This window comes from Saccharophagus degradans 2-40, assembly GCF_000013665.1.
Lineage (GTDB): Bacteria > Pseudomonadota > Gammaproteobacteria > Pseudomonadales > Cellvibrionaceae > Saccharophagus > Saccharophagus degradans.
Window position 1 is genome coordinate 70,727 of record NC_007912.1, and the last position, 21,238, is coordinate 91,964.

The window sequence follows — 21,238 nt, forward strand, 5'->3', positions numbered from 1 at the left end:
ATGTGTGGTGAATTAGCGCTTAATTGCAGCGCTTGCCGAAGTAATAATAAACGCGATGGTGCTGGCAATAACGATAGATGGCCCGGGCGCAGTATCTAAAAAATAAGAGGCTGCCAACCCAAGCCACACAGATGCTACACCAATGCAGGCTGCGCAAATGGCCATGGCCTCGGGCGAGCTTGTTAATTTGCGTGCGGCAGCGGGTGGAATAATTAACAGCGCGGTAATTAATAAAATGCCTACCGCCTTCATAGCAATGGCAATTAACAAAGCCATTAACAACATTAGCATTAAGCGCAATTTTTCTACCGCTAAGCCTTCTACTTTTGCCAAGCTCTCGTCTATGGCTATCATTAATAGGCTTCGCCAAAAAAAGCACACCAGCCCTAAAATAACGCTGGCCGCCGCACACACTACGGCTATATCTTGCATATTTACGGTAAGTAAATCGCCAAATAAATAACCGTATAAATCTATCCGGCTATTCGAAAATAAACCCACACACACCAAGCCCAATGCCAGCGCCGAATGGCTAAGAATACCAAGCAGGCTGTCGTTGGCGAGGGTGGTGCTTTTTTGCATCCACCACAACAACAGGGCAATGGCCGAACTGGCCAACACAATGCCTATAACCGGGCTAATGTTTAACACTATGCCAAACGCTACGCCCAGTAGTGCAGAGTGGGCGAGGGTATCGCCAAAGTAAGCCATACGTCGCCACACCACAAAGGCACCCAGTGGGCCTGCGGTTAAAGCAATAACGCTACCGGCAATTAAAGACAACAATAAAAAACTAATCATGGTGATGGTCGCACTCGTCGCTACAGCCAACCACATCGCCATGCATATCGTGATGATGATCGTGGTTGTGGGTATAAACAGCTAAATCGTCGCTGGCTTGCTTGCCAAACAATTTTAAATATTCGGGGTGTTTGCTCACGCTTTCGGGTTGGCCGTGGCAACACATATGACGGTTTAAGCACACCACTGAATCGGTTTGCGCCATAACCAAATGTAAGTCGTGCGATACCATTACAATGGCGCACTGCAATTGCTGGCGCAACTCGGCTATTAGCCGATACAACTCTATTTGGCCGTTTACATCTACACCCTGCAGTGGCTCATCTAATACCAGTAGGTTGGGGCGTTGTAAAATAGCGCGCGCCAGCAGCACCCGTTGAAACTCCCCACCAGAAAGGTTGTGCATTTGTGCACTGCTTAAATTGGCTATGCCCACTTGCTCCAATGCAGCCTTGCGGGCGCTGCGCGAAGGCGCCTTTGGCCCGGCCAAGCTTAGAAAGCGGCTTACCTTAATGGGCATACTTGGGTCTAAATGCAGAGTTTGTGGCATATACCCTATGCGCAGCGGCTGTTTGCCCTGTGCGCAGTGGGTAATAGAGCCCGTGGTTGGTGCTATTAAGCCGGTTATTACCTTTACTAGGCTACTTTTGCCTGCGCCATTGGGGCCAATAATGGTAACAATCTCGCTCTGGTGAATGGTGAGGTTAATGCCTTCTAGCACTGGCTCTGCACTAAAGCGCAGGTGAATATTGTTTAGCTGAATGAGTGGGGCGGCCATTATCGTTTGCCCTTACATTGGTTACACAGGCCCACTACTTCCAATATTTGCTGGTTTACCGTAAACCGGTGTTGGGAGGCGGCGAGGTTTATAGCCTGTTGAATACTGTTGCTGCGAATTTCTTCTGTGTGGCCACAAGTGCCGCAAATAAACAGCGCTTCACTGTCTTTTTGAGTTGGGTGCGAGCAACCCATATACGCGTTAAGCGAGTGCACCTTGTGGATTAAACCCTGCTCTAACAGAAAATCCAGCGAGCGATAAACCGTAGGCGGTGCCACCCGTTTGCGGTCGGAGTTATCTGCTAGCATATCCATTAATGTATAGGCACCGAGGGGTTTATGGCTTTGCCATACCAGCTCCAAAATTTGTCTGCGCAGCCTTGTTAGGCGCGCACCCTGTTTTTCACACAGTACTTTGGCCTGCTCTAGCGCCTTATGGACGCATTTGCTGTGATCGTGCTCGTCTTGAGTGTTTTTTAGGGTGAACATAGGAAATTCGGGGCTTGTAGTCGCTTTTGTTATGTTATCATATAACACTTTGAGGCCAATTAAACCCCATAAATTGGCTGTTAAACATATTATTGATTGGATTAAGCGTTGAATTACCTACTAAAAAGCCTGTTAAAGCAGCACTCGTTTTTGTACCTAAGTATTACCTTGCTGGCCTTTTGGGGGGGGAGTGCATGGGCGCAGTCCGATGTAAAACGCCCTCAAATTTTGGTGAGCATTCAACCCATTGCGCTGCTTGTGCGCGACCTAATTGGTGACCAAGCCGACGTTCATACCCTGTTACCCGGTGGCTCTTCCCCTCATCACTTTCAATTAAAGGTGTCTGATCGCAAACGCCTATTAGAAGCCGATACCCTTATTTGGGTGGGTGAAGATTTAGAGCGTTTTTTAGAAAAAGTAGCGAATCAGCGCGCGACCAATCAGCAGGCGGTTATCGAACTAGTCGCTATCGACGGGTTAGAGTGGCCGCAAATGGCAAGCGTTGAAGAGCCCAAACAAGGCCACGCTTCCGATCATCAAGAGTATCATCAAGAACACGATCACAACGACCATCACCATGCCCACGGTGTAGACCCCCACTTATGGTTAAGCCCAACCAACGTGCAGCGCGTATGGCACGCATTGGCCCAGCAGCTTGGCGAGCAGTTTCCGCACTTAATTACCACCATAAACAACCGCTTGGCCAGCCAAACCCAAGCTTTGCAGCAGGCCAGTAGCGCAACAGAAACAGCATTCGCAGGTGTAACACAGGGCTATTATGTGTACCACGATGGCGTGGCCCACTTCGCCAAAGCAAACAACCTAGACCAACTAGGGGCGCTTACCCAGGTGCCAGACGAAGCCATAAGCGCAAAACACCTGCGCGAACTCAACCATAACGCCACCAACGCCGCCTGCTTAATAGCCGATTGGAGCGAAGTACAACAGGCAAGCAAATACGGCAAGCGCTTGGGGCTTAGCGTTACCACGGTAGACGTATTAGCCACCCAAACCGCCTACGCCAGCTATAACGATTACTACACAAAATTTGCCAAACAGTTCCAAGGTTGTTTTATACTGGCGCAATAATATTCACATAAAACCTTCCAGGGAGCGGACATGCGCCTTTCTAAACATCTAAAATGTTTGGCAATAGCTATCGTTATTGCATTTACTACTCATATACCATTTTCCACCGCACAAATTACCAACGCCGATTACGCGGCCAACCCATCGTTGCAGTGGGTGTCTGTTAGTCCATCTGGTACGCGCTTAGCTTTTAGATACACCACCGACGAGATGGACCTAATACGCGTGATGGACCTTAAAGCAAAAAAAATGCTAGCGGGTTTTCGGGTAGATGAGATTACACCTCAGCAAATCTATTTTATTGACGACGATCGCATCGTACTGGTTGCCAAAGAAGAAAAGCGCGTACACGGGTTCAAAGGCATCATCGATATGAGCTCTGCCTTTGTTTATTCCATTAAGAAAAATGCAATCCGTCAATTGCTTATTCCCGGTGAAGTTGTTTACAAAGGGCAGAGCGGAATGGGCGATATTGTTGGTCTTTCTCCCGACGGTCAATTTGCTTACATGCCAGCTTTTGCTGAAAAAAGAATGGGTAGCAGTGCACCTACTTATTCGCTGTTAAAAGTTTCTTTGGGTGCTAAGAAAAAGAAACCTAAAATTATTCAACACGGTAATCGTCACACTATTGATTATTTTTTAGATGGCGAAGGTAATATTTTAGCCATAGAAAAATACAATGAAGATAAACACCTGTATACCGTAGAGGTACCAGACGGTAAAAAATGGCGAGTTATTTACAGCGACGATAGCGATCTAAGAGACTTTGGCATTTGGGGTATAGCACCCGACAAAAAGCACTTAGTACTTGTAAACGAAGACCCAGATACAGGGTTTGACACTTGCTACACGATGTCCTTAGAAGATGGCAAAATTTCGGGTAAGTTGTTTGGCCGTGCAGATAAAGATATCGACCATATTATTACCGACATTAATCGCGTTATTTACGGTGTGCGCTACTCTGGTTTTACGCCTACCTATGAGTTTTTTGATAAAAAACTTACAGAGCGCGTTGCTAACATTCAAAAAAAGTTTGAGGGCGAATCGGTTTTCTTACGTGATTGGTCTGCCGATTGGAAACACATTGTTGTGCAAACAACTGGCACAGTATTCTCTGGTGATTATTTCTTGCTAAACGACGGCGAGGCCACGCCTATTTTTGTGGGTTCTAAATTTGAGAAATTTGGCTCTGAGCAAATTAACCCCATTGTAAAATATAACTACAAAGCCAGAGATGAGCTGGATATACCAGTATTAATAACATTACCGAGAAGCCAAAAAGATTCGCTTAAAAATTTACCGGCAATAATGATGCCCCATGGTGGGCCTCGTCATCACGATAAATTTGCTTTTGATTGGATGGCGCAAGCATTTGCTAACGCTGGCTATGTTGTTATACAGCCACAATTTAGAGGTTCAGACGGCTTTGGTTTAGCCCACCTACTAGCAGGTAAAGGCGAGTGGGGCGGTAAGATGCAAACCGACCTACTAGACGGTATAGATATGCTGGTTAAACAAGGTTTTATCAATAAAGACAGAGTGTGTATTGTGGGCTGGAGTTACGGTGGCTATGCGGCCTTAGCTGGCGGCGCATTTTATAGCGATTATTACAAGTGTGTTGTGTCTGTTAATGGCGTATCTGATGTGTACGAAATTATGAAAGACGAAAAGCGAGACAACCACCGCGTTTTCGATACTTACGCTTATTGGAAGAGTGTAATTGGAGAAGACAAAATGGATAAAGAATCGCTGGCAGCAATTTCCCCCTCTAAATTTGCCGATAACTTTAATGTGCCGGTGTTGCTAATTTATGGTGATAAAGACGAAGTAGTCGCCCCAGAGCAAACCAAAATTATGTACAAAGCCCTTAAAAAAGCCGATAAGCAAGTAGAAGTTATTCGTATGAAAGGCGAAGAACACAGTTTTGATAACCCAGAAAACCGTGAAAAAACCTTAGATGCGATAATAGAATTTGTGAATAAAAATATTTAACATTCTCCCCAAAAAGCGGCTAAGCCGCTTTTTTTATGCCTGTTTTTTCTCACTACTGCGCACTGCTCGCTAAATAACTTGCGTTGTTATCAGCTTGGCAACCAACTGGCTTTGGCTGTTTGTTTGCGTTTTGCTTAAGCAGGTTTTTATTTGTTGTCTAACGGTGCCTATACTTGCATTCCGCTGCTTGGCGATTTCTTGCGTTGTTAATCCAGAGCATAAGGCTGCACACACTTCGGCTTCGGCAATTGTTAAATTAAATAGCTCACGTATTATTTCAGCAGATATTTCCACGCGAGTGGCAATAGGTTTAACAGTAATAATTAGCGCAGGAATTTTATGCTTGCCCCAAGGTGTGGAAATTTCTTCAAACCAGGGTTGGATGTTTATCCTGTAACGCACATCGCCTGCCTGCGTGAGCAGGCTAGTATCGAGCGAATTTCTTTCTGACCACACTAATTGTTCAACTAATTGTTGTACTTGAGAGTGAGTGGACAAATTTTCAAAGCGTAACTTTTTATCCAAACCTACGTGTAAAAGCCGAGATTGGCGGAGCAGTTGTTCTGCGGCGTTGTTGTTGTAGTGCAACTCAAATTTAGTTGAGCAGATAAGCGTGGCATCAGTTACTGTGTTTAAAAAAGTGTGCAATGAGTTGTCTGCTTGTGTTGCGACCTGTAATTGCTGCCCAATAAGTAAACTTTGCTGAATATGTTTTAAAAAGCTAGAGGCTAATTCCGCTTGGCCGGCAGAAAACTGTTGATCGCCTTCGCCACGCATAAATGCCAGCTCGGTCATCACTGGTTGTTGTGCTGAAAGTAACAGGCAGCCAATGGAGTGGCGGATATCCGCGGGGCGAGCGAAGTCATTATAAATTTCTGATTGTTTAAAAGCTTTATCGTCGTAAACAGCATGGCTTGCATGAAAGCGATTGGGAGTGTGATTAGCCAGTGCCTGTGTCCATACATCTACTTTATAAAAGTGCTCTTGATAGGTTTGGAAATGGCCGTCACTAAAGCCGTGTTCTATAAAAGCGAAGGGCTGTTCCTGAGTAGAGTGGCGGGCTGCAATAAAGGCATGGCTAGAATTAAGCACTTTGGCAAGGTTGGAGAGAGTGTCAGACCATAATTCCGGCTGTCGAATAGTGGCGTAAATTTGCTCAATAACATCGGTATCTTTCATGTGTGCTAACTTATTGAATACTTTATTTAATACGTATACCAAATGGTAGACGACGCGACAGAGTAGTGGAAGTAAATTTGGCACCTAAATTTATGTTGTTTTGAGGTAAATACATGCAGCATCACTACAAATTGATACTTCCCCTCACAATAGCCGCACTCGCTAGTGCCTGTGGTAGTGGTGGCGATGACGGGGGCGATAGCTCTGGTGGAAGTAGCAGTAAATACGTTTACATGAGTACTTATTCCTCCGAGGTTGGTCGTTTTGTAGACAGTGCCGTTGGCGGCGTAGAATATTGTCAGGTGCTATTTAATGTTCGTAACTTAGACGATTCCATTGATGCTGAACGTATTGATCAATGTGGAATTACCGATTCCGATGGCAGCTTTAGCTATACCCTAAGTGTGCAGGGTACTGAAGATCTGATTAACCCCGTGCTAGATGGCGACGGCTTACAAGGGCGCCAATCGGCAATTATTGATTCAGCTATTCGCTTTAATGTGCGCGGTATTCAATTGCCCGATGTACCTGTCGACCAACTTATTACACCCCTGAGCTTTTCTGCAGATAACAGCCTAGATCAGACTGCTATCAATGTGGCTAGGCTTTTGGTATCGCTGGATAGCAATAACAACCTAGAAGACGGAATTTATATTTCTGGCGACGACTTTTCCAATAATATTTTAGATTTTGGTGCGGACTCTGAAGTGTTTGCAACAGCCGCACAAGTAACCTTAAACGAAGCCGAGCTAACCCTTGCCGCCGAAGATGAAGTGATTACGCATGTTAATGAATCGCTATCAAACCTAACGCAACTTGCCGGTACATGGGTGTTTGCTAATAACAGTCAACAGAGTTTTGTACAGGTGAGTTTGTTTAGCGATGGTACCTACACCCATATAGAAAAAGGCGACGAAATCGACCCGTCGGGCATGGAGTGGGGTAGTTATACCCTAAACAATGGCGAGATAACCTTTAAAGCCTACACCGATAACAATGGCGCTATTGGTTTAATCGATTCACCACTAGGGTCAACACTTACCACGCCCACCACACTGGGCTATAGCTTAAGCGAAGATACAAACACACTCACTTTAGTGGACGGTAACGAGAGCTTTGATTTAGTGCGCGCAGCCAATATAACCGACTCGATAGTAGGTACTTGGAAGCCAAAGTATAAAACTCGCGCCTATTACATAAGCCTAAGTTTTTTTGAAAATGGCCTTTATAGTCACGGTGAGCTCGGTGACGCGGATGAACCAGACGGAATAGAAATAGGCCAATACGATTTGAACAGCTCCACTGGTCGATTAATACCTACATTGTATGTAGACACTAACGGTTCGACAGGTTTAAGTGATGCTGTTAACGAAGGTGAAGTGCTAACAGTAGAAGTGAACGGAGATGAGCTTACCTTTAACGGTGAGATGGTTTTTGTTCGCCAATAATGTTGGCCCTTACCCTGTGAGTTGAACGCCCTTCGGGGCGTTTTTTTTCGCCCGCAGTTTCGAATAGAAATTAAAAATATCAGTGCTTATTCGCAATTGCACTGAGTACTCACAAGAGCACAAAAATGTGATTGTTTTCTTGTTCAAGCGGAATGTAAAGGATTACCATGTAACCGGTTGCACGTATTCCCGTTAAACGTCGGGGTGTGGTAGCCATGTGTGTAACTACGACAATAACTAGCGCACACAGGGGCGATGCATATCTAACTACTGGGCAGGCTTTCTACTTAATTTACGTTTCATCCTGTGTATTTATTCGTGTGTCGCGCTAATCATCCATAAAAATCAAAAGGTTTAATCATGTTTAACAAGATATCTACACCCGCGTTAAGCGGTTGGAGCAAGGCTGCGCGCTATTTATGCCATACGGCTACTGGCGCATTAATGTTGGCTGCAAGTACGGTAAATGCGGGGTTTAGCGTTTCGGGTACGCAGCTGTTAGATGATAACGGCCAAGCGTTTATTATGCGCGGTGTTAATCATCCGCATGCGTGGTACGCCAATCAAACCAGCTCGTTTGCTGATATAGCTTCAGTAGGTGCTAATACGGTTCGAGTGGTACTAAGCGATGGCCAGCAATGGACGCGCAACAGCGCATCTGATGTGGCGAATGTTATCTCGCTATGTAAAGCAAACAAGTTAGTGTGTGTTCTTGAGGTACACGATGTAACCGGTTCAGGCGAGGCCAGTGCGGCGGGTACCTTGGCAAATGCGGCCCAGTATTGGGTAGATATTGCCAACGTGCTTAAGGGGCAAGAAGATTACGTAATAATCAATATTGCCAACGAACCGTTCGGCAACAATGTGCCTGCCAGTAATTGGATTAACCAGCACAAAGCGGCTATTCAAACGCTGCGAGCGGCCGGTTTAACCCACACGCTAATGATAGATGCGGCAAACTGGGGGCAAGATTGGCAACAAGTAATGCTAAACAATGCTTCAGAGGTGGCACAGGCCGATAGCCTAAGTAACACCATGTTTAGCGTGCATATGTATCAGGTTTACAACAACTTAAGCACCGTAGAAAACTATGTGTCTACGTTTTTAAGTAGCCATAACTTGCCGTTAATAGTGGGGGAGTTTGGTGCAGATCACCAAGGTGAAGAGGTTGATGAAGATGCAATTTTATCTGTGGCAGAGCAGTATGGCATTGGCTACTTAGGCTGGAGTTGGTCGGGCAATGGCAGTTGTTGCGGCACCTTAGATATAACCAACAACTTTAACGTTAACAGTTTAACCAGTTGGGGTAACCGCCTAATAAACGGTACCAATGGTATTAAAGCAACCTCGGTAATTGCATCTGTATACGGTGGCTCGTCGAGCAGTTCTAGTTCATCTAGTAGCTCTTCAACTAGCTCTAGCAGTTCCAGTTCTTCTACCAGTTCATCCAGCAGTTCGTCCGGTTCTAGTGGTGGTGCGCAACAGTGTAATTGGTACGGCTCGGTTTACCCATTGTGTAATAATCAAGCCAGTGGTTGGGGCTGGGAAAATCAGCAAAGCTGTATTGGCCGTACTACCTGCGAAAGTCAGTCTGGTAATGGCGGAGTTATTGGCGGGTCTTCGTCGAGCAGTTCTTCTAGTAGTTCATCAAGCAGTTCTTCTAGCAGCTCATCCAGTAGCAGTTCTAGCTCATCTAGCAGCAGCTCGTCGTCCTCAAGTTCTTCTTCTTCTAGTAGTTCATCGGGCGGCAGTGGTGCAACTTGCGAACACATAATTACAAATAGTTGGAACAGCGGTTTTCAAGGGGCGGTGCGCATTACCAATAATGGCAGCAGTGCCATTAACGGCTGGCAAGTAAGTTGGAGCTACAGTGATGGCACAACCATTGGCAGTGTATGGAATGCCAATCAAAGCGGTAGCAACCCTTACACAGCCAGCAATTTAGGGTGGAACGCCACGGTTAACCCTGGGCAGTCGGTAGAGTTTGGTTTTACTGCCAACGGCGGCGGTGCTGCATCAGCAGTGACGGGGTCGGTTTGTAACTAAGCGTTAATCACAAAAGGCACATAGCGCCCCTCGGGGCGCTTTTTATTTAACTATTAATTAAAAAATGTACCCAAATACTTGCGCCGTAGCCCAGTGCAATAGCGGGTGTCCATTTTAAGTGGCTAAAAAAAGTATAAAAACCGCGGGCTTGGCCCATAAGTGCCACTCCTGCCGCAGAGCCAATAGATAACAAGCTACCGCCAACGCCTGCCGTTAACGTTACCAGCAGCCATTGAGTTTCGTTCATAGCGGGGTTCATGGTTAATACCGCAAACATAACGGGAATGTTATCCACAATGGCAGACATAACGCCCACTAAAATATTCGCGGTTGTAGGGCCAAGCTCACCATACATAAATGCCGATGTCATACCCAAGTAACCAATAAAGCCCAAGCCGCCAACGGCAAGAATTACTCCGTAAAAAAAGAACAATGTATCCCACTCGGCCTTAGCGATTTTGTCGAAAATATCAAAGTCGTCTTCAATTTTGTGGTTAGTTGGCATATCAGAATGGTCAAATTGAGATCGGCCCTTTTTACGTAGGTAATAGCCAAACAGCTTTAAATAGGCAAGCCCTGTCATCATGCCAAATACTGGGGGCAGGTGTAAAAAGTTATGGAAGCTAACCGCAGTAACAATGGTAAGAATAAACAGGCCAACAATAACCAAACCACCGGTTTTCATTTGCTCTGGTTCATCCTCTACCACTGCTGGCTGCCCGCTGGGTAGGGCAAGGTGCATAATTGCAGCGGGAATAACAAAATTAACCAGTGAGGGTAATAGCAAATTAAAGAAGGTAAAAAACTCAATAATACCTTTTCGCCAAACCATTAAAGTTGTAATGTCGCCAAAGGGGCTAAACGCACCGCCTGCGTTAGTGGCTACAACTATGTTCACACAACCTATGGCAATAAACTGGGGCTTGTCTTTACCTACCGCCATAATTACTGCGCACATAATTAACGCGGTGGTTAGGTTATCTGCTACGGGCGATATAAAAAAAGCTAAAAAGCCGGTAAGCCAAAACAAACTTTTGTAACTAAAGCCCTTAAGCACTAGCCAATCGCGCAGGCTATCGAAAACGCCACGCTCTAGCATGGCGTTTATATAGGTCATGGCCACGAGTAAGAAAAAGAATAGCTCGGCGTATTCTAAAAAGTTATGGCGTATGGCCTCTTCAGCACTGTGATGATCGCTTTGGCCGCTGTAAACAAAGGCAATAAGCACCCAAATAAGCCCGGCCGCGAGCAGCACCGGTTTGGACTTGCGCATATGCAGCTGCTCTTCAAATATAACCAGCGTATAAGCCACAACAAATATAGCAAGCGCAACAAACCCCACCCAGTGGTGAGTAAGGTCGAGAGCTACATGAGAGCTGGCAGCGGCAGAAGCGAGCGCAGGAAACAAAAACAACACACCCGCCCAAATAACAATAATGCAATGTTTCATAGGGCCATCCGATAACTAACTATTTAATATCGATTGAACAGTAGAAGAAAACACCAGCCCGAAAGCCGATCTACTACAAAAGTATAGCCCTAATAGTGCGCCACTAATTTGATTAGTCTCAATCAAGATGGCATCAACCTACTAGTTATATAGTACCTAGTGATTCGCTATTAGTAGTTATCGATTAATCTACCCATTTCTCATAGCCAACAACCCAGCAATATCAATCGGCTCGCCATAGCGGGCAAACTCCGTCTCTTGGCTTTCTATAGCCAAAATAGACATACGATCGGCAAGCTCATTGCCTTCTACGCCCACATGGCCATTAACATGCAGTATTTGCACCTTGCCCTTAAGGGTTTGGTAAAGGGCGAACATGGTTTGAATTAATTCAAGGTTTTTAATTTCGCCGCCCGCTTTTTTCCAGCCCTTTTTCTGCCAGCCCGCTGCCCATTGGGTTATGCATTGAATAGAATACTTCGAATCGCAAAAAATCGCCGTACTATTGCCCGCTGCAAGCTCTTGCTCGGCCAGCATCATCGCTTGGTGCAAAGCGTTTAGCTCGGCGGTATTATTGGTGCCGTTGGGATTGTACAAACCGTACCACAACTCACTAATTTTGCCGTCGCGGTACACCGCAATACCAGACCCTGCATTACCAGGGTTTGGCTCACAACCGCCATCGGTAAAAATTTTGGTGTAGGCATCCAGTGCATCGACTTCTTTGGCGCTGTAGGTTTTTACGGTGTTGTTGCCGGTAGCGCGTTTACCCGCACCGGTAGACGCAGTTACACCTTTACCACCAAAAGCAGCCTCTGCTTCGGCTTTAGTAGGAAACGACTTATAACGCGCGCCAGCGAATTTATCGATTTGCTTTTTGCACGTTGCCCAATCGGTAAAAATACCCGTTTGCCTACCTTGCCATACTACGTAAAACTTACTTGCCACGTTTTTTTCCTATTTTAAAATCGTTAAGCTCGCCTGCAATTTTTATTGGGAGCATTTGGTTAGAATGGGGCTACGCGATAGTTAAATGATCATAGCAAAATCTATGGAGTGCAGTTATCTAGACTGATTTCCTACGCGTGAAAGACTGCCGCTATTCGCACTGTTGGAATCGCGCTTACCGAATATCAATCTTTACAGTCCTACAACAAATGTAAAACTCTCTCAGGTTTATAAGTCAGTCAATAAGTGAAGTGCTAAATACCCAAATGAAATACGGGTCCCTCTACTGCGATCACTTATAGCGGGCTTGCTTTTATCGAAGCTATCAATTTCCAGTTAAACACCTGCCCTATAATTGGCCAACACATCAAATTCAACAAATAGTCGATTATCTGTAAGCCATGTTCCTTTCAACAGGTTCCCACCTTACTCTGCTATTGACGAACACGAAACCAATATTCCATTTGCTGGAGAGAGGGTGTATTTAGAAAGCAAAGTGGCCAACCAAGGATAACGCTCCTGATGAGTTCGAAATGAATCGGCCGTTTCTTTAAGTGTAAGCGTGTGGTTAACTACACGCTTACATAGTGTTCACGTTAAACCACCCAAAAAGTGCGCAGTGCTAGTTTAACATTGTTATTGCCGCGCCTTGCAGCGATTGTTAAATATTTAGCCCCCCATTCCTGGAGGCAAGGTGTCAAATGTTGGTAAGCCGCTAGGAAAGGTAGCCCAGGAGGGCGCCGAGGATGCATAGATTGACATTCTAGGTTGGAACTCATTATTTTGTAGGGCAGTGGCAGATACCGAGTAAAAATTACCTGCAGTAATCTCCGCGCATACTGCAGTACTACATTTGCCACAGAACAAATAATTAACGTTTTGACTGGAGTTGCCTTTACGCGTATACGATGACGGTGTGCCTTTCGTAAAATTGAAATTATCTTTTGGCACCCAAACACCAAACCATTTGTCGGACCCTGTAAGGGCCTGACACGCTTTGCAATAGCAAAAAATTGAATTAATCGGATCGTTTTCAAAGCAAAATTCAATTTCGCCGCAACTACAACTTCCAATATGTCTTTTCATGTTATCTCCGATGTTATTGAAAATGTGACTTCATGTTAGGGGAGAAATTAAATATGATAAAGAACATATAAAACTGTAAGAAGGCTTAGCCCTATGCCATATACAAAGGCTCACAAAAGCAAAACTCGGGAGATAATTCTGGAAAATTCTTTCAGGCTATTTTCTGTAAAAGGTTTCAAAGGCGTTACGATAAACGATTTGATGAATAATTGCGGGCTCACTCGTGGTGGCTTCTACGCCCATTTCAGTAGTAAAGCAGAACTTTATAGAGAGGCATTAAAATTTAGAGCCAGTCGCACTAAGCTTGCGGGCCTTAAGCCAGAGGGTACATCTAATGAAGAGTGGTTGGCTTTGTTGCTAAATAAGTATCTAAGCTTGGAGCATGTTAAAGGAGAGCGCTCTCTGTCTTGTCCGCTAGCTTTTTTGACCACAGACATCAACATGCAGAATAAAGAAATAAAAGCAGCTTATGCCGACACTTACCATGGCATGAACACGGCAATTATGGAGTATGCAAGTAGCTATACCGACTGTGACGAGCAAGATATTTTGTCGGTAACTGCAATGATGATTGGCGCTGTTGCTATAGCTAGAACGCTTCAGGATCAAGATTCGATTGAGCGTTTACTATCTGCGTGCAGGCGAGAAGTTGGTTTAAAATTAGGTGGTATATGATCTTGTAAGGGCCTAACACTATTAGAAGTAGTAAAAATTGAATTAATCGGATCGTTTTCAAAGAAAAATTCAATTTCGCCGCAACTACAACTTCCTAAACCATATAACATTCGAGTTAAATGTTGATGATTACGTTTAATGTTTTCTTGTGGGCCCATTTTTTGAAGCAAAATAGGCCCGCCTGCAGCTACTGACTACCACTACTAAACATTACATTTTCCGGTGGTGCAGCTTGCGGATTAACCGTGGCTACTCTGTATTTATTTGCAAGAACCTCTATTAAATCTATTGCTGCGCTCGAAGCAGGCCCACTGCCGACACTAACGCAGATGTAGCCTTCGCCATGAAGTACATCACACGCCCATGCGGAGTCATCGTATTCATCGTCATCAGCATTTTCATCGAGTGGTGGGTGCTCGGCAAACAACTCAGCTTTGAATAGATCAAACTGCTCATTCGAATTCCATTCCACCTGCTCGTTGCGCATTACCTTGTTATATAATTCTTCAATTTTTTCTACTGAAGTTTCACCTTGGTGAATCGCAAAAAAACCTAATTCGAAACTCATAATATCCCTCGGAGTTTTAACGTTAAAAATAGTTCTATTTTATCTAAACTAATAATCACGCTTCCATAAAAGCTCCGCCGAGCCGCCTTTCGCGCCGCCGGTGGTGCTTTCTAAGCTTATGCTGGGTGTTAATTCAATTAGTATATTGCCCTGCCACGGGTGGGTGGGGTCGCTTGAACGTTCTAGTTCTAAATATACATTTTCGCTTAGGTATTTACCTGCGCCCACTTTTACGCCTTTATCGCCGGCTTCGTTTTCTTCCGAATCGACGGTAAGGGTATCTACGCCTAGTAAATCGCGGGTGCTGCCTATAGGGTCAAAGCCGCCGCCGCCACCCTTGAGGGTGTTAACTGCAGATGCCAATTGCACTGCCTGTAGGGCGGTAATTTGTTGGCGGTCTTTGCCAAATATTAATTGTGCCAATATTTCTTCTTCGGGTAGCGAAGGTATTGAGGTGAGCTTTAAGGTGAACTTATCGCCTATGCCTGTTACTTCGGCGCGAATCTCTGTTTCTTTTTTGCTGTAAACACCAATAATTAATATGGTGGCTACTTGGTTGCTAAAACCTACTTCACCGCGTTCTAATTTAAAGCGTTTGCCAAATATATCGAAATGACCACGCACCGTTTTAAAGGCGCCGTGGTAAGTAATGTTAGATACTGGGCCGTTTAAATCTATTTTACCGGCTAGCTCTGCTTCTAACCCGCGGCCGCGTATAAACGCTTGTTGATCGGCTCGTATAGTTAAATCTAGGCTTAGCACCGCCATATTGGATTGGCTGGCTTTGGTTTCTTCTATTTCTTCCGATGCAAACGAGTATTCGATTTGCGGAATGCTTGGACCAGGGTTGCCTTCTATGGATACCGCAAGTGGCGCAACTTCTAAGTCGCCACTTAAAAGTAGGGCTTCGAAATTACCGTTTAACTGCAATTCGCCGTTAATTTGGCCTTCTATTTCTTTGCGGTCTATCGCGTTCATGTTGTGCGCTTGTATTGTTAACTGCACGGCGTTGTCTGCAAAAGGCTCAAGCCAGTTTAATGCACCTTGGGCGGTTACTTTGCCGCCGCGAGTATCTTCTATACTTATATTTGAAAGCGCTAAGTTAGGGCCATCGGCAACGGCCTGCAGGGTTATGTTTTTAAAGTTCAAACCTTGTGAACTATTTTGATAAGCACCATCTGCTAATTGTAGTTCACCCTCAATATGCGGGTTAGTGCGCGAGCCTTTTAGGGCAAGCTCTGCGTTAAACTGGCCATCTAGCTTGTGGTCGCGCTCAAGTAAAAACGCCAGTGCGCCCAAATTTAATCGGCTGCTTAGCGTAATGTTTGGCAACTGGTTACTGTTGCTAATGCTATCGAATAGCGATTGGGTGTTAACAGTTAAGTTTATCCAGTCGGTTTGGCTGTTAGTTGCTGGTTCTTCTGCTGCAATATTTTTTGCGGCGCTGTCTGCGCTTTCTACTTGGGTGCGAATAATATTGGATTGTAACTTCCAGTGGCCTGCTTGCTGCTCGTTAGCATTACTGGTTTTATTGGTGTTGTTATTGCTTTCTGTAGTGTTGTCGCCATCGGTAAAGGCAAATTGCCAATCGATATTTTGAGTTTTTAATTGGCCGTTTTTCTTGCGGCTGGTGCGCTGTTTAAATTGGGTTATGTAATGCCCTTCACCTCTAAAGTGCAAAGCAGCTAGCCAATTAAAATCGAACGCTTGGGCGGCGGGTGTATTGGCATCTAGCTGTACTGTGAGGTGGCCCTTGCTATCTGGCCAGCCGTAGGGCGCTACCAGCGCTGCGGGTAGTTGGTTCGCTTGTAAAGACCAGTTCATAGCTGGCAGTGGCGAGCTTAAGTTTATATCGCCTTCTATATGTAAAAGCGGCTCGGATGTAGGCGCATTGGGTAACTGTAGGCTTAGCAAGCCAATATCTAATATTTTGTCGCGCCAATCGGCTGCCAAATTTAATTCGATTGGTTGGCGTTGGTAGTTGCCGTTAAGTTGTAATAAAGGGTAACTTAACTCGCCACCCATTTTTACATTTGCGGCGGGTGCTTTTAGTGGCCCCTGTACATGGGTTGTTAGATGAATATTGCCTTCGAGTTCTTCGGGTAGGTTTACATTAAACAGCTTAAGCAGTGGGGCGGTTATATTTTTTACCTGGGCGGTTAAATCGGTTTTGTCGCCAAGCAAGTCTATGTTGCCCTTGGCGCTAAGGGTGGTTTCACCCAGTTGGGCGTTTGCGGCTTGTAGCGAAACAAGCTTAATGGTGCCCTTGGCGGTAAACGTAGCTGTTAAAGGTTGCTCTTTATAACTGCCGTTAACCCCTGTGCGCGCCTCTATATTTAAATTCTCTAAACGATTTAAATAGCTGCCATTAATTGTGGCGGTGGTTTTTTCTATGTTTAGTATTAAATCGCGCGGTAAAGGCTGATTAAAGCGTTGCAGCAAATCGTGTAGTGTTTGTGCATTTATTGCGTTTGCGCCTACTTTTAAATTAAGCGTTTGTTTGCTTACATCAATATTGCCCTGCGCTTGTAGGTCAATATTCTGCTTGTTATTTTTTGTTTTTAGCGCAAGCGAGCTAATGCTCACTTTTTGCTTTTCTACTGCTACATTAAATTGCGCAACAATAGGCAGCGTTTGTTGGCCGCTTAATAGGGTGGCGTTAAGCTCGCTGCGGCTATTGGCTTTTAAGTTGGGGGTAATAATGCTGCTAAGCAACGGTTGAATATCTAAAGGGTGTTCACCTTTATCTATTGCTTTAGGTAGGGTTAGCTCAACAGTGGTGTCGCTGGTGAGGGTGCCACTTTGTATGCCGGGTACCCACGGTGAAAGTATACCCAATGGAAACTGATCAAGACTAACGTCGCCGGTAATCTGCGATTTATCACTATTCCAATGGGCGTTTAATGTGTGCTGCTTTTTGTTGGTGGCAATGGTGAGTTGCTGCAAGGTAATATTGGTGAAATTTTTATTGGTTTTTACTTTGCCATTGGCGTTTAGCGCGTAGCTATTTAATTGCTGGCTCAATTGTTTTAAATCGAGCTGCAGGCTTTCTTCGTCAAACGTAATGCGCGCGTCTAGTTTGGTATCTACAGCTTGATTGGCCGGCAATTTTAGTAGCGCGCCTAGTAAGCCCTGTTGCGTATTAGTAACGGCCTCTTGAATGCTAGCTTTTATTGCTAGTGTGTTTGCACTTACAAGGTGTGAGCTAATGTCGAGCGACATTTTAGGGTGTTCGTCTCCCAAGCTTTGCGCGGTAAAGGTCACGTCGAGCGGGGAGCTTGGCGTAAAAGCGCTGGCTTTGCCGTTTACTTTGTAGCGCGGCAAATACTCGGCTTGCGGTAGTGCTAGGGCGAGTTCATCGATGGCCAGTTTTTTTAATTCAATTTGCCAGTCGAACGCGAGTGGTAATTCGGTTTTTTCTTTAGGTTCCGGTGGTGGGCTTTCGCTAGCGGCTTGATGTGTGTAGCTGAGCTTTGCGCTGGAAATTTCATTTACAATAATGCGTTTGCCCAGTAGCGGGCTTAGCTCGGCTTGTAGGCGCAGTTTGTGCGCGTCTACTAATGGTTGACCATTTTTGGTTACATGCAGGGCTTCAAAATACCAATCTAATAACCCCTTGCTTGTTGCGCCTTCTATTTGCACGGCAATGCCGGTATCTAGGTCGTTAAAAAAGCTAACGCCTTGGCCCAAAGCCCATTCGCGACCAGTTTGCGTACCCAATACCCAGCCAACAAATGCCAGCACAATGCATATAGTTAAAAGAGCAAGCCATAGGGTGCGCTTAATTATTTTCCAAACGCGGCTTTGCGGCGCTTTGTTTGCACGCGGTTCGCCTTGTTCTGGGTTGGGTGTACTGCTCATCAAAATGCTTGTCCAATACTAATATAAAGCTGGAAACTGTCGTCGATACCTTCGCGTTTATCCAATGGAAAACCAAAGTCCACACGAATAGGGGCAAAGCTTGTGTGATAGCGCAAGCCTAAACCCGCGCCCCATAAAAAGTCGTGACCAAAAGCGGGTGCTTCACTGGCATAGGCATAGCCGCCATCTAAGAAAAGTACTAAGCCCCAATTGCCGGCAAAGCGAGTGCGCAACTCTGCAGAAACTTCGCCAAAGGATTTACCGCCATCTGGCTCGGATTCGGTAAGCTCGCCCAAACTTTGGTAACTGTAGCCGCGCACCGAGCCGCCGCCGCCCACATAAAAACGTTGGTCGGCTGGCACATCGTTTAATGCCGCGCCCGATATAGAGCCGGTGGAAACGCGCAGTGCTACCGTTGGACTCATCGCCCAGTCGGTTTTAGATGCATATACGCTGGTGGTGGCTGTCCAGCGCATAAAGCGTGTGTCTTGTTTGCTTATATCGGCAAACGGTGTGAGGCTTGTGTTAAACATCCAGCCGCGTGTGGCATTGAGTAAGCTATTACGGTAGTCGTAGGTAAAGCCCACCGGAATAGAAATAAGGTTATAGGTTTCGCTTTGCTCGGCTTCCACAATATCTGCATAGGTTAGCGCTAAGCCCACTTCGGCACTGGTGTGGTCGCCTAACTGACGCGCCACAATCCCGCTGCCTTCAGCACGGGTGGAATCGTAAGCGTCGGTTGTTTCGCGTTCAAAGTGTGAGCGCAGGGTAAGGTCTTGGTTGTCGATAATAAAGCGCGGCAAAATATAGCGGCCGGTAGCAAAGCGCGAGATTTCATTAAAGCCAGTGTCTAACGATAAGTTTTCGGCACTGCCAAATAAATTGCGATGCTCCCAGCCCACCTGCATGCCCAGGCCGCCGTCGGTACTGTAATTTAAACCTGTTTTAACCGTGCGATGGTGCCGTTCATTAAGGTGAAAAGTTATGTCTACCTTGCTGGCCACGTCGGGGTTGTAGCTGGGGTTGAGATCGTATTTGTAATCTACGCTAACCAGTAAATTAGATTGCAGTAGCTGCAATCGCGTTTCATCAACCTGTTTACGCTTAAAGCAGGTACCTGGTTCTAGTTTGGCTTGGCGGGTCAAATAATCGAGTTTGATGCTAGTTTGGCCCTTGAAGCTGATTTCGCCAAATAGGGCATCTGGGCTTTGTTGCAGGGTAAATACAATATCTGCCCCCGCCTTGCTGGCGTGTAAAGTAACGTTGTAGCTTAGGTTTATTTCGTACAGGCAGTAATTGTCATTTATATAATTTTCTATAAACGCCTGGGCACCAAGTACCGATTGCGCTTTAACTGCGTCACCTGTTTGCAAAGGTATATTGCTGGGTTTGGCAACATGTTTGGGGAAGTTAAACGCAATTTTGCTTACTTTGTACTGCGCGCCAGAATCTACGCTGTATTCAATAGTGGCATTATCGTCTTCGGCTTGGCCGTGAAAAATACGGTAGTTAACCTCGCCAGAATAGTAGCCCATAGAAGTGAGGGTTTTTTCTAATACTTCTACTTCTTCTTTTACGCGACGCCTTGCCGGCATGGTTTTTAATTTTGGCTGGTAGCGCAGGTTTTCTTTTAGGCGGCTGTTTAGCTCTTCTTCGAGTGCTTTGCGGGCGCTGTCGCTTTCTGGGCTGTTTAGCGTAAGCGTGTACGAAGAAGTATTGCTAAAAATATCTAGGCCAAGGGCATGTGCGGAAGCGCTACTTCCAAGTAAGAGTGCCGCGTATATCAAATAACCGATGAAAGCAGCACTAGAAAAGACTGGTGCTTTAAATTTAAACAACACAGATAAAGGTCACTTGTTGGTTTGGAAGAGTGCGAAGTATTTCATTAATGCCGCTGCGGTGAAAGCGCAAAAGGTAAACATATTTGTAAGAGCTGTGTACGCGTTGTTACGCCCTAATCAAAGCGGTGTTTAGTGCAATACAACTACTAGGACAAAATAATAAGTGAGAAGTTTAAAGGGGAAAAAAGACCCCGTACCAAGAGAAGAGGGAGGAGAGAAGGTACGGGGCTAGCTCTTTGTATATAAAGAGGTCTACAAGTGAGAGGTCTAACAATAAAACAAACTAACAAGTACTACATAAAACAATAAAAAACAGTTTCGAGAGTTAAACGTTCGAATTACTCTTCGAAAGATACAGAGGCTTTCTCTGCAATCTTAATATCCAGTTCAAACGTTAGCGCTTCGCCAATACGTTTGTTCATCTGGGTAATATTCTCGTTCAATTCTGCAATATCATGCGCGGTGGCTTTACCTTCAAAGGCTTCACTAGTCCAGCTTGAGCTGACGCCTGTCTCCGCAATCGCAACTACAATTTCTTCTGCAGCAGAACTCGGATTAGAGGCATCAACCTCACCAGCAGTGAGACCAGCAGAAGCTAAAGTGGCAACCAGTGCTACTAATAACTTTTTCATGTGATTCTCCTGTTGATACTAAAAGGTTGATACCGAATACCAGCTTTTGGCCGGTCTCAGTTGCAAGTTGTTACTTGACGTTACATAAGGTAACAAAAACCTCTTTTTCGGTCAACCACTAACAATAGTGAGCGGTAGAGTCAACAAATATGAAATATAGCGATTTTTAGTGTAATTTATTCATATATGCATTTTCATGAACACATATATGGTTTCGAAATTAGTGTTACCCTTCTACACAGATCTCAAAAGAATATAAAATATAAAATTATATTCATTATTGATCTAAAAAATGGGGTGTGAGTGTGACCTAGTCGGGGTTGTTACCGTGAGGTAACACCGGAACGGGGTAACAG

General features: G+C 45.2%; 16 protein-coding genes. 5 read left to right on the forward strand and 11 right to left on the reverse strand.

Features of this window, described 5'->3' with window-relative positions:
* Positions 1–12: 12 nt before the first annotated feature.
* The 3 genes from SDE_RS00295 to SDE_RS00305 are packed head-to-tail and all read right to left on the reverse strand — an operon-like array spanning position 13 to position 2,067.
* The gene (locus tag SDE_RS00295; protein ID WP_011466545.1) at positions 13–801 is read right to left on the reverse strand and encodes an iron chelate uptake ABC transporter family permease subunit; all 789 of its coding nucleotides are present in this window, start codon (positions 799–801) and stop codon (positions 13–15) included.
* The gene (znuC, locus tag SDE_RS00300) at positions 794–1,579 is read right to left on the reverse strand and encodes a zinc ABC transporter ATP-binding protein ZnuC (RefSeq protein ID WP_011466546.1); all 786 of its coding nucleotides are present in this window, start codon (positions 1,577–1,579) and stop codon (positions 794–796) included. Before znuC ends, SDE_RS00295 begins: the two co-directional genes overlap by 8 nt.
* Entirely contained in the window at positions 1,579–2,067 is a 489-nt protein-coding gene (locus SDE_RS00305; RefSeq protein ID WP_011466547.1) for a Fur family transcriptional regulator, read from the reverse strand. Before SDE_RS00305 ends, znuC begins: the two co-directional genes overlap by 1 nt.
* A gap of 108 nt (positions 2,068–2,175) precedes the next feature.
* Between SDE_RS00305 and SDE_RS00310 the strand changes: the two genes are divergently transcribed.
* Both SDE_RS00310 and SDE_RS00315 read left to right on the forward strand, forming a co-directional pair.
* Positions 2,176–3,156 (forward strand): zinc ABC transporter substrate-binding protein, encoded by a 981-nt coding sequence (locus tag SDE_RS00310; RefSeq protein WP_011466548.1) that lies wholly within the window; start codon positions 2,176–2,178, stop codon positions 3,154–3,156.
* Between the two features lie 30 nt (positions 3,157–3,186).
* A complete protein-coding gene (locus SDE_RS00315; protein WP_011466549.1) occupies positions 3,187–5,148 on the forward strand; it encodes an alpha/beta hydrolase family protein in 1,962 nt (653 codons plus the stop codon).
* A 69-nt stretch (positions 5,149–5,217) separates the two neighbouring features.
* Here the strand turns inward: SDE_RS00315 and SDE_RS00320 are convergent, their stop codons facing one another.
* Positions 5,218–6,327, reverse strand: a complete 1,110-nt coding sequence (locus tag SDE_RS00320; RefSeq protein WP_011466550.1) for a helix-turn-helix transcriptional regulator — start codon at positions 6,325–6,327, stop codon at positions 5,218–5,220.
* Between the two features lie 113 nt (positions 6,328–6,440).
* Between SDE_RS00320 and SDE_RS00325 the strand changes: the two genes are divergently transcribed.
* Both SDE_RS00325 and SDE_RS00330 read left to right on the forward strand, forming a co-directional pair.
* Positions 6,441–7,775: a hypothetical protein gene (locus SDE_RS00325; RefSeq protein ID WP_011466551.1), complete on the forward strand. Its 1,335-nt coding sequence runs from the start codon at positions 6,441–6,443 to the stop codon at positions 7,773–7,775.
* A gap of 360 nt (positions 7,776–8,135) precedes the next feature.
* The gene (locus SDE_RS00330; protein ID WP_011466552.1) at positions 8,136–9,821 is read left to right on the forward strand and encodes a cellulase family glycosylhydrolase; all 1,686 of its coding nucleotides are present in this window, start codon (positions 8,136–8,138) and stop codon (positions 9,819–9,821) included.
* A gap of 46 nt (positions 9,822–9,867) precedes the next feature.
* Here SDE_RS00330 and nhaD read toward each other — a convergent pair whose 3' ends face one another.
* From nhaD to SDE_RS23225, 3 genes are all read right to left on the reverse strand, one after another.
* The gene (gene nhaD / locus SDE_RS00335; protein ID WP_011466553.1) at positions 9,868–11,271 is read right to left on the reverse strand and encodes a sodium:proton antiporter NhaD; all 1,404 of its coding nucleotides are present in this window, start codon (positions 11,269–11,271) and stop codon (positions 9,868–9,870) included.
* Between the two features lie 189 nt (positions 11,272–11,460).
* A complete protein-coding gene (locus SDE_RS00340) occupies positions 11,461–12,219 on the reverse strand; it encodes a ribonuclease H family protein (RefSeq protein WP_011466554.1) in 759 nt (252 codons plus the stop codon).
* Between the two features lie 669 nt (positions 12,220–12,888).
* Entirely contained in the window at positions 12,889–13,305 is a 417-nt protein-coding gene (locus SDE_RS23225) for a GFA family protein (RefSeq protein WP_011466555.1), read from the reverse strand.
* A 93-nt stretch (positions 13,306–13,398) separates the two neighbouring features.
* Between SDE_RS23225 and SDE_RS00345 the strand changes: the two genes are divergently transcribed.
* Positions 13,399–13,980 carry a TetR/AcrR family transcriptional regulator gene (locus tag SDE_RS00345; protein ID WP_011466556.1) on the forward strand — a complete coding sequence of 194 codons (582 nt, stop codon included), beginning with the start codon at positions 13,399–13,401 and terminating at the stop codon, positions 13,978–13,980.
* A 187-nt stretch (positions 13,981–14,167) separates the two neighbouring features.
* Here the strand turns inward: SDE_RS00345 and SDE_RS00350 are convergent, their stop codons facing one another.
* The 4 genes from SDE_RS00350 to SDE_RS00370 all read right to left on the reverse strand — a co-directional run bounded on the left by SDE_RS00350 (position 14,168) and on the right by SDE_RS00370 (position 20,882).
* Positions 14,168–14,548, reverse strand: coding sequence for a hypothetical protein (locus SDE_RS00350; RefSeq protein ID WP_011466557.1), 381 nt, complete (start codon positions 14,546–14,548; stop codon positions 14,168–14,170).
* Positions 14,549–14,596: 48 nt separating this feature from the next.
* Positions 14,597–18,409, reverse strand: coding sequence for a translocation/assembly module TamB domain-containing protein (locus tag SDE_RS00355; protein ID WP_011466558.1), 3,813 nt, complete (start codon positions 18,407–18,409; stop codon positions 14,597–14,599).
* The gene (locus SDE_RS00360) at positions 18,409–20,250 is read right to left on the reverse strand and encodes an autotransporter assembly complex protein TamA (RefSeq protein WP_011466559.1); all 1,842 of its coding nucleotides are present in this window, start codon (positions 20,248–20,250) and stop codon (positions 18,409–18,411) included. The genes SDE_RS00355 and SDE_RS00360 overlap by 1 nt, the downstream gene beginning before the upstream one ends.
* A gap of 338 nt (positions 20,251–20,588) precedes the next feature.
* Entirely contained in the window at positions 20,589–20,882 is a 294-nt protein-coding gene (locus SDE_RS00370; protein WP_011466560.1) for a histidine kinase, read from the reverse strand.
* Positions 20,883–21,238: the final 356 nt, after the last annotated feature.

What these genes read in the sequence shown, in the direction of transcription:
- SDE_RS00295 (WP_011466545.1), bottom strand. Translation starts at nt 801, where the DNA reads ATGATTAGTTTTTTATTGTTGTCTTTAATTGCCGGTAGCGTTATTGCT.
- znuC (WP_011466546.1), bottom strand. Translation starts at nt 1,579, where the DNA reads ATGGCCGCCCCACTCATTCAGCTAAACAATATTCACCTGCGCTTTAGT.
- SDE_RS00305 (WP_011466547.1), bottom strand. Translation starts at nt 2,067, where the DNA reads ATGTTCACCCTAAAAAACACTCAAGACGAGCACGATCACAGCAAATGC.
- SDE_RS00315 (WP_011466549.1), top strand. Translation starts at nt 3,187, where the DNA reads ATGCGCCTTTCTAAACATCTAAAATGTTTGGCAATAGCTATCGTTATT.
- SDE_RS00320 (WP_011466550.1), bottom strand. Translation starts at nt 6,327, where the DNA reads ATGAAAGATACCGATGTTATTGAGCAAATTTACGCCACTATTCGACAG.
- SDE_RS00325 (WP_011466551.1), top strand. Translation starts at nt 6,441, where the DNA reads ATGCAGCATCACTACAAATTGATACTTCCCCTCACAATAGCCGCACTC.
- SDE_RS00330 (WP_011466552.1), top strand. Translation starts at nt 8,136, where the DNA reads ATGTTTAACAAGATATCTACACCCGCGTTAAGCGGTTGGAGCAAGGCT.
- nhaD (WP_011466553.1), bottom strand. Translation starts at nt 11,271, where the DNA reads ATGAAACATTGCATTATTGTTATTTGGGCGGGTGTGTTGTTTTTGTTT.
- SDE_RS23225 (WP_011466555.1), bottom strand. Translation starts at nt 13,305, where the DNA reads ATGAAAAGACATATTGGAAGTTGTAGTTGCGGCGAAATTGAATTTTGC.
- SDE_RS00345 (WP_011466556.1), top strand. Translation starts at nt 13,399, where the DNA reads ATGCCATATACAAAGGCTCACAAAAGCAAAACTCGGGAGATAATTCTG.
- SDE_RS00350 (WP_011466557.1), bottom strand. Translation starts at nt 14,548, where the DNA reads ATGAGTTTCGAATTAGGTTTTTTTGCGATTCACCAAGGTGAAACTTCA.
- SDE_RS00355 (WP_011466558.1), bottom strand. Translation starts at nt 18,409, where the DNA reads ATGAGCAGTACACCCAACCCAGAACAAGGCGAACCGCGTGCAAACAAA.
- SDE_RS00370 (WP_011466560.1), bottom strand. Translation starts at nt 20,882, where the DNA reads ATGAAAAAGTTATTAGTAGCACTGGTTGCCACTTTAGCTTCTGCTGGT.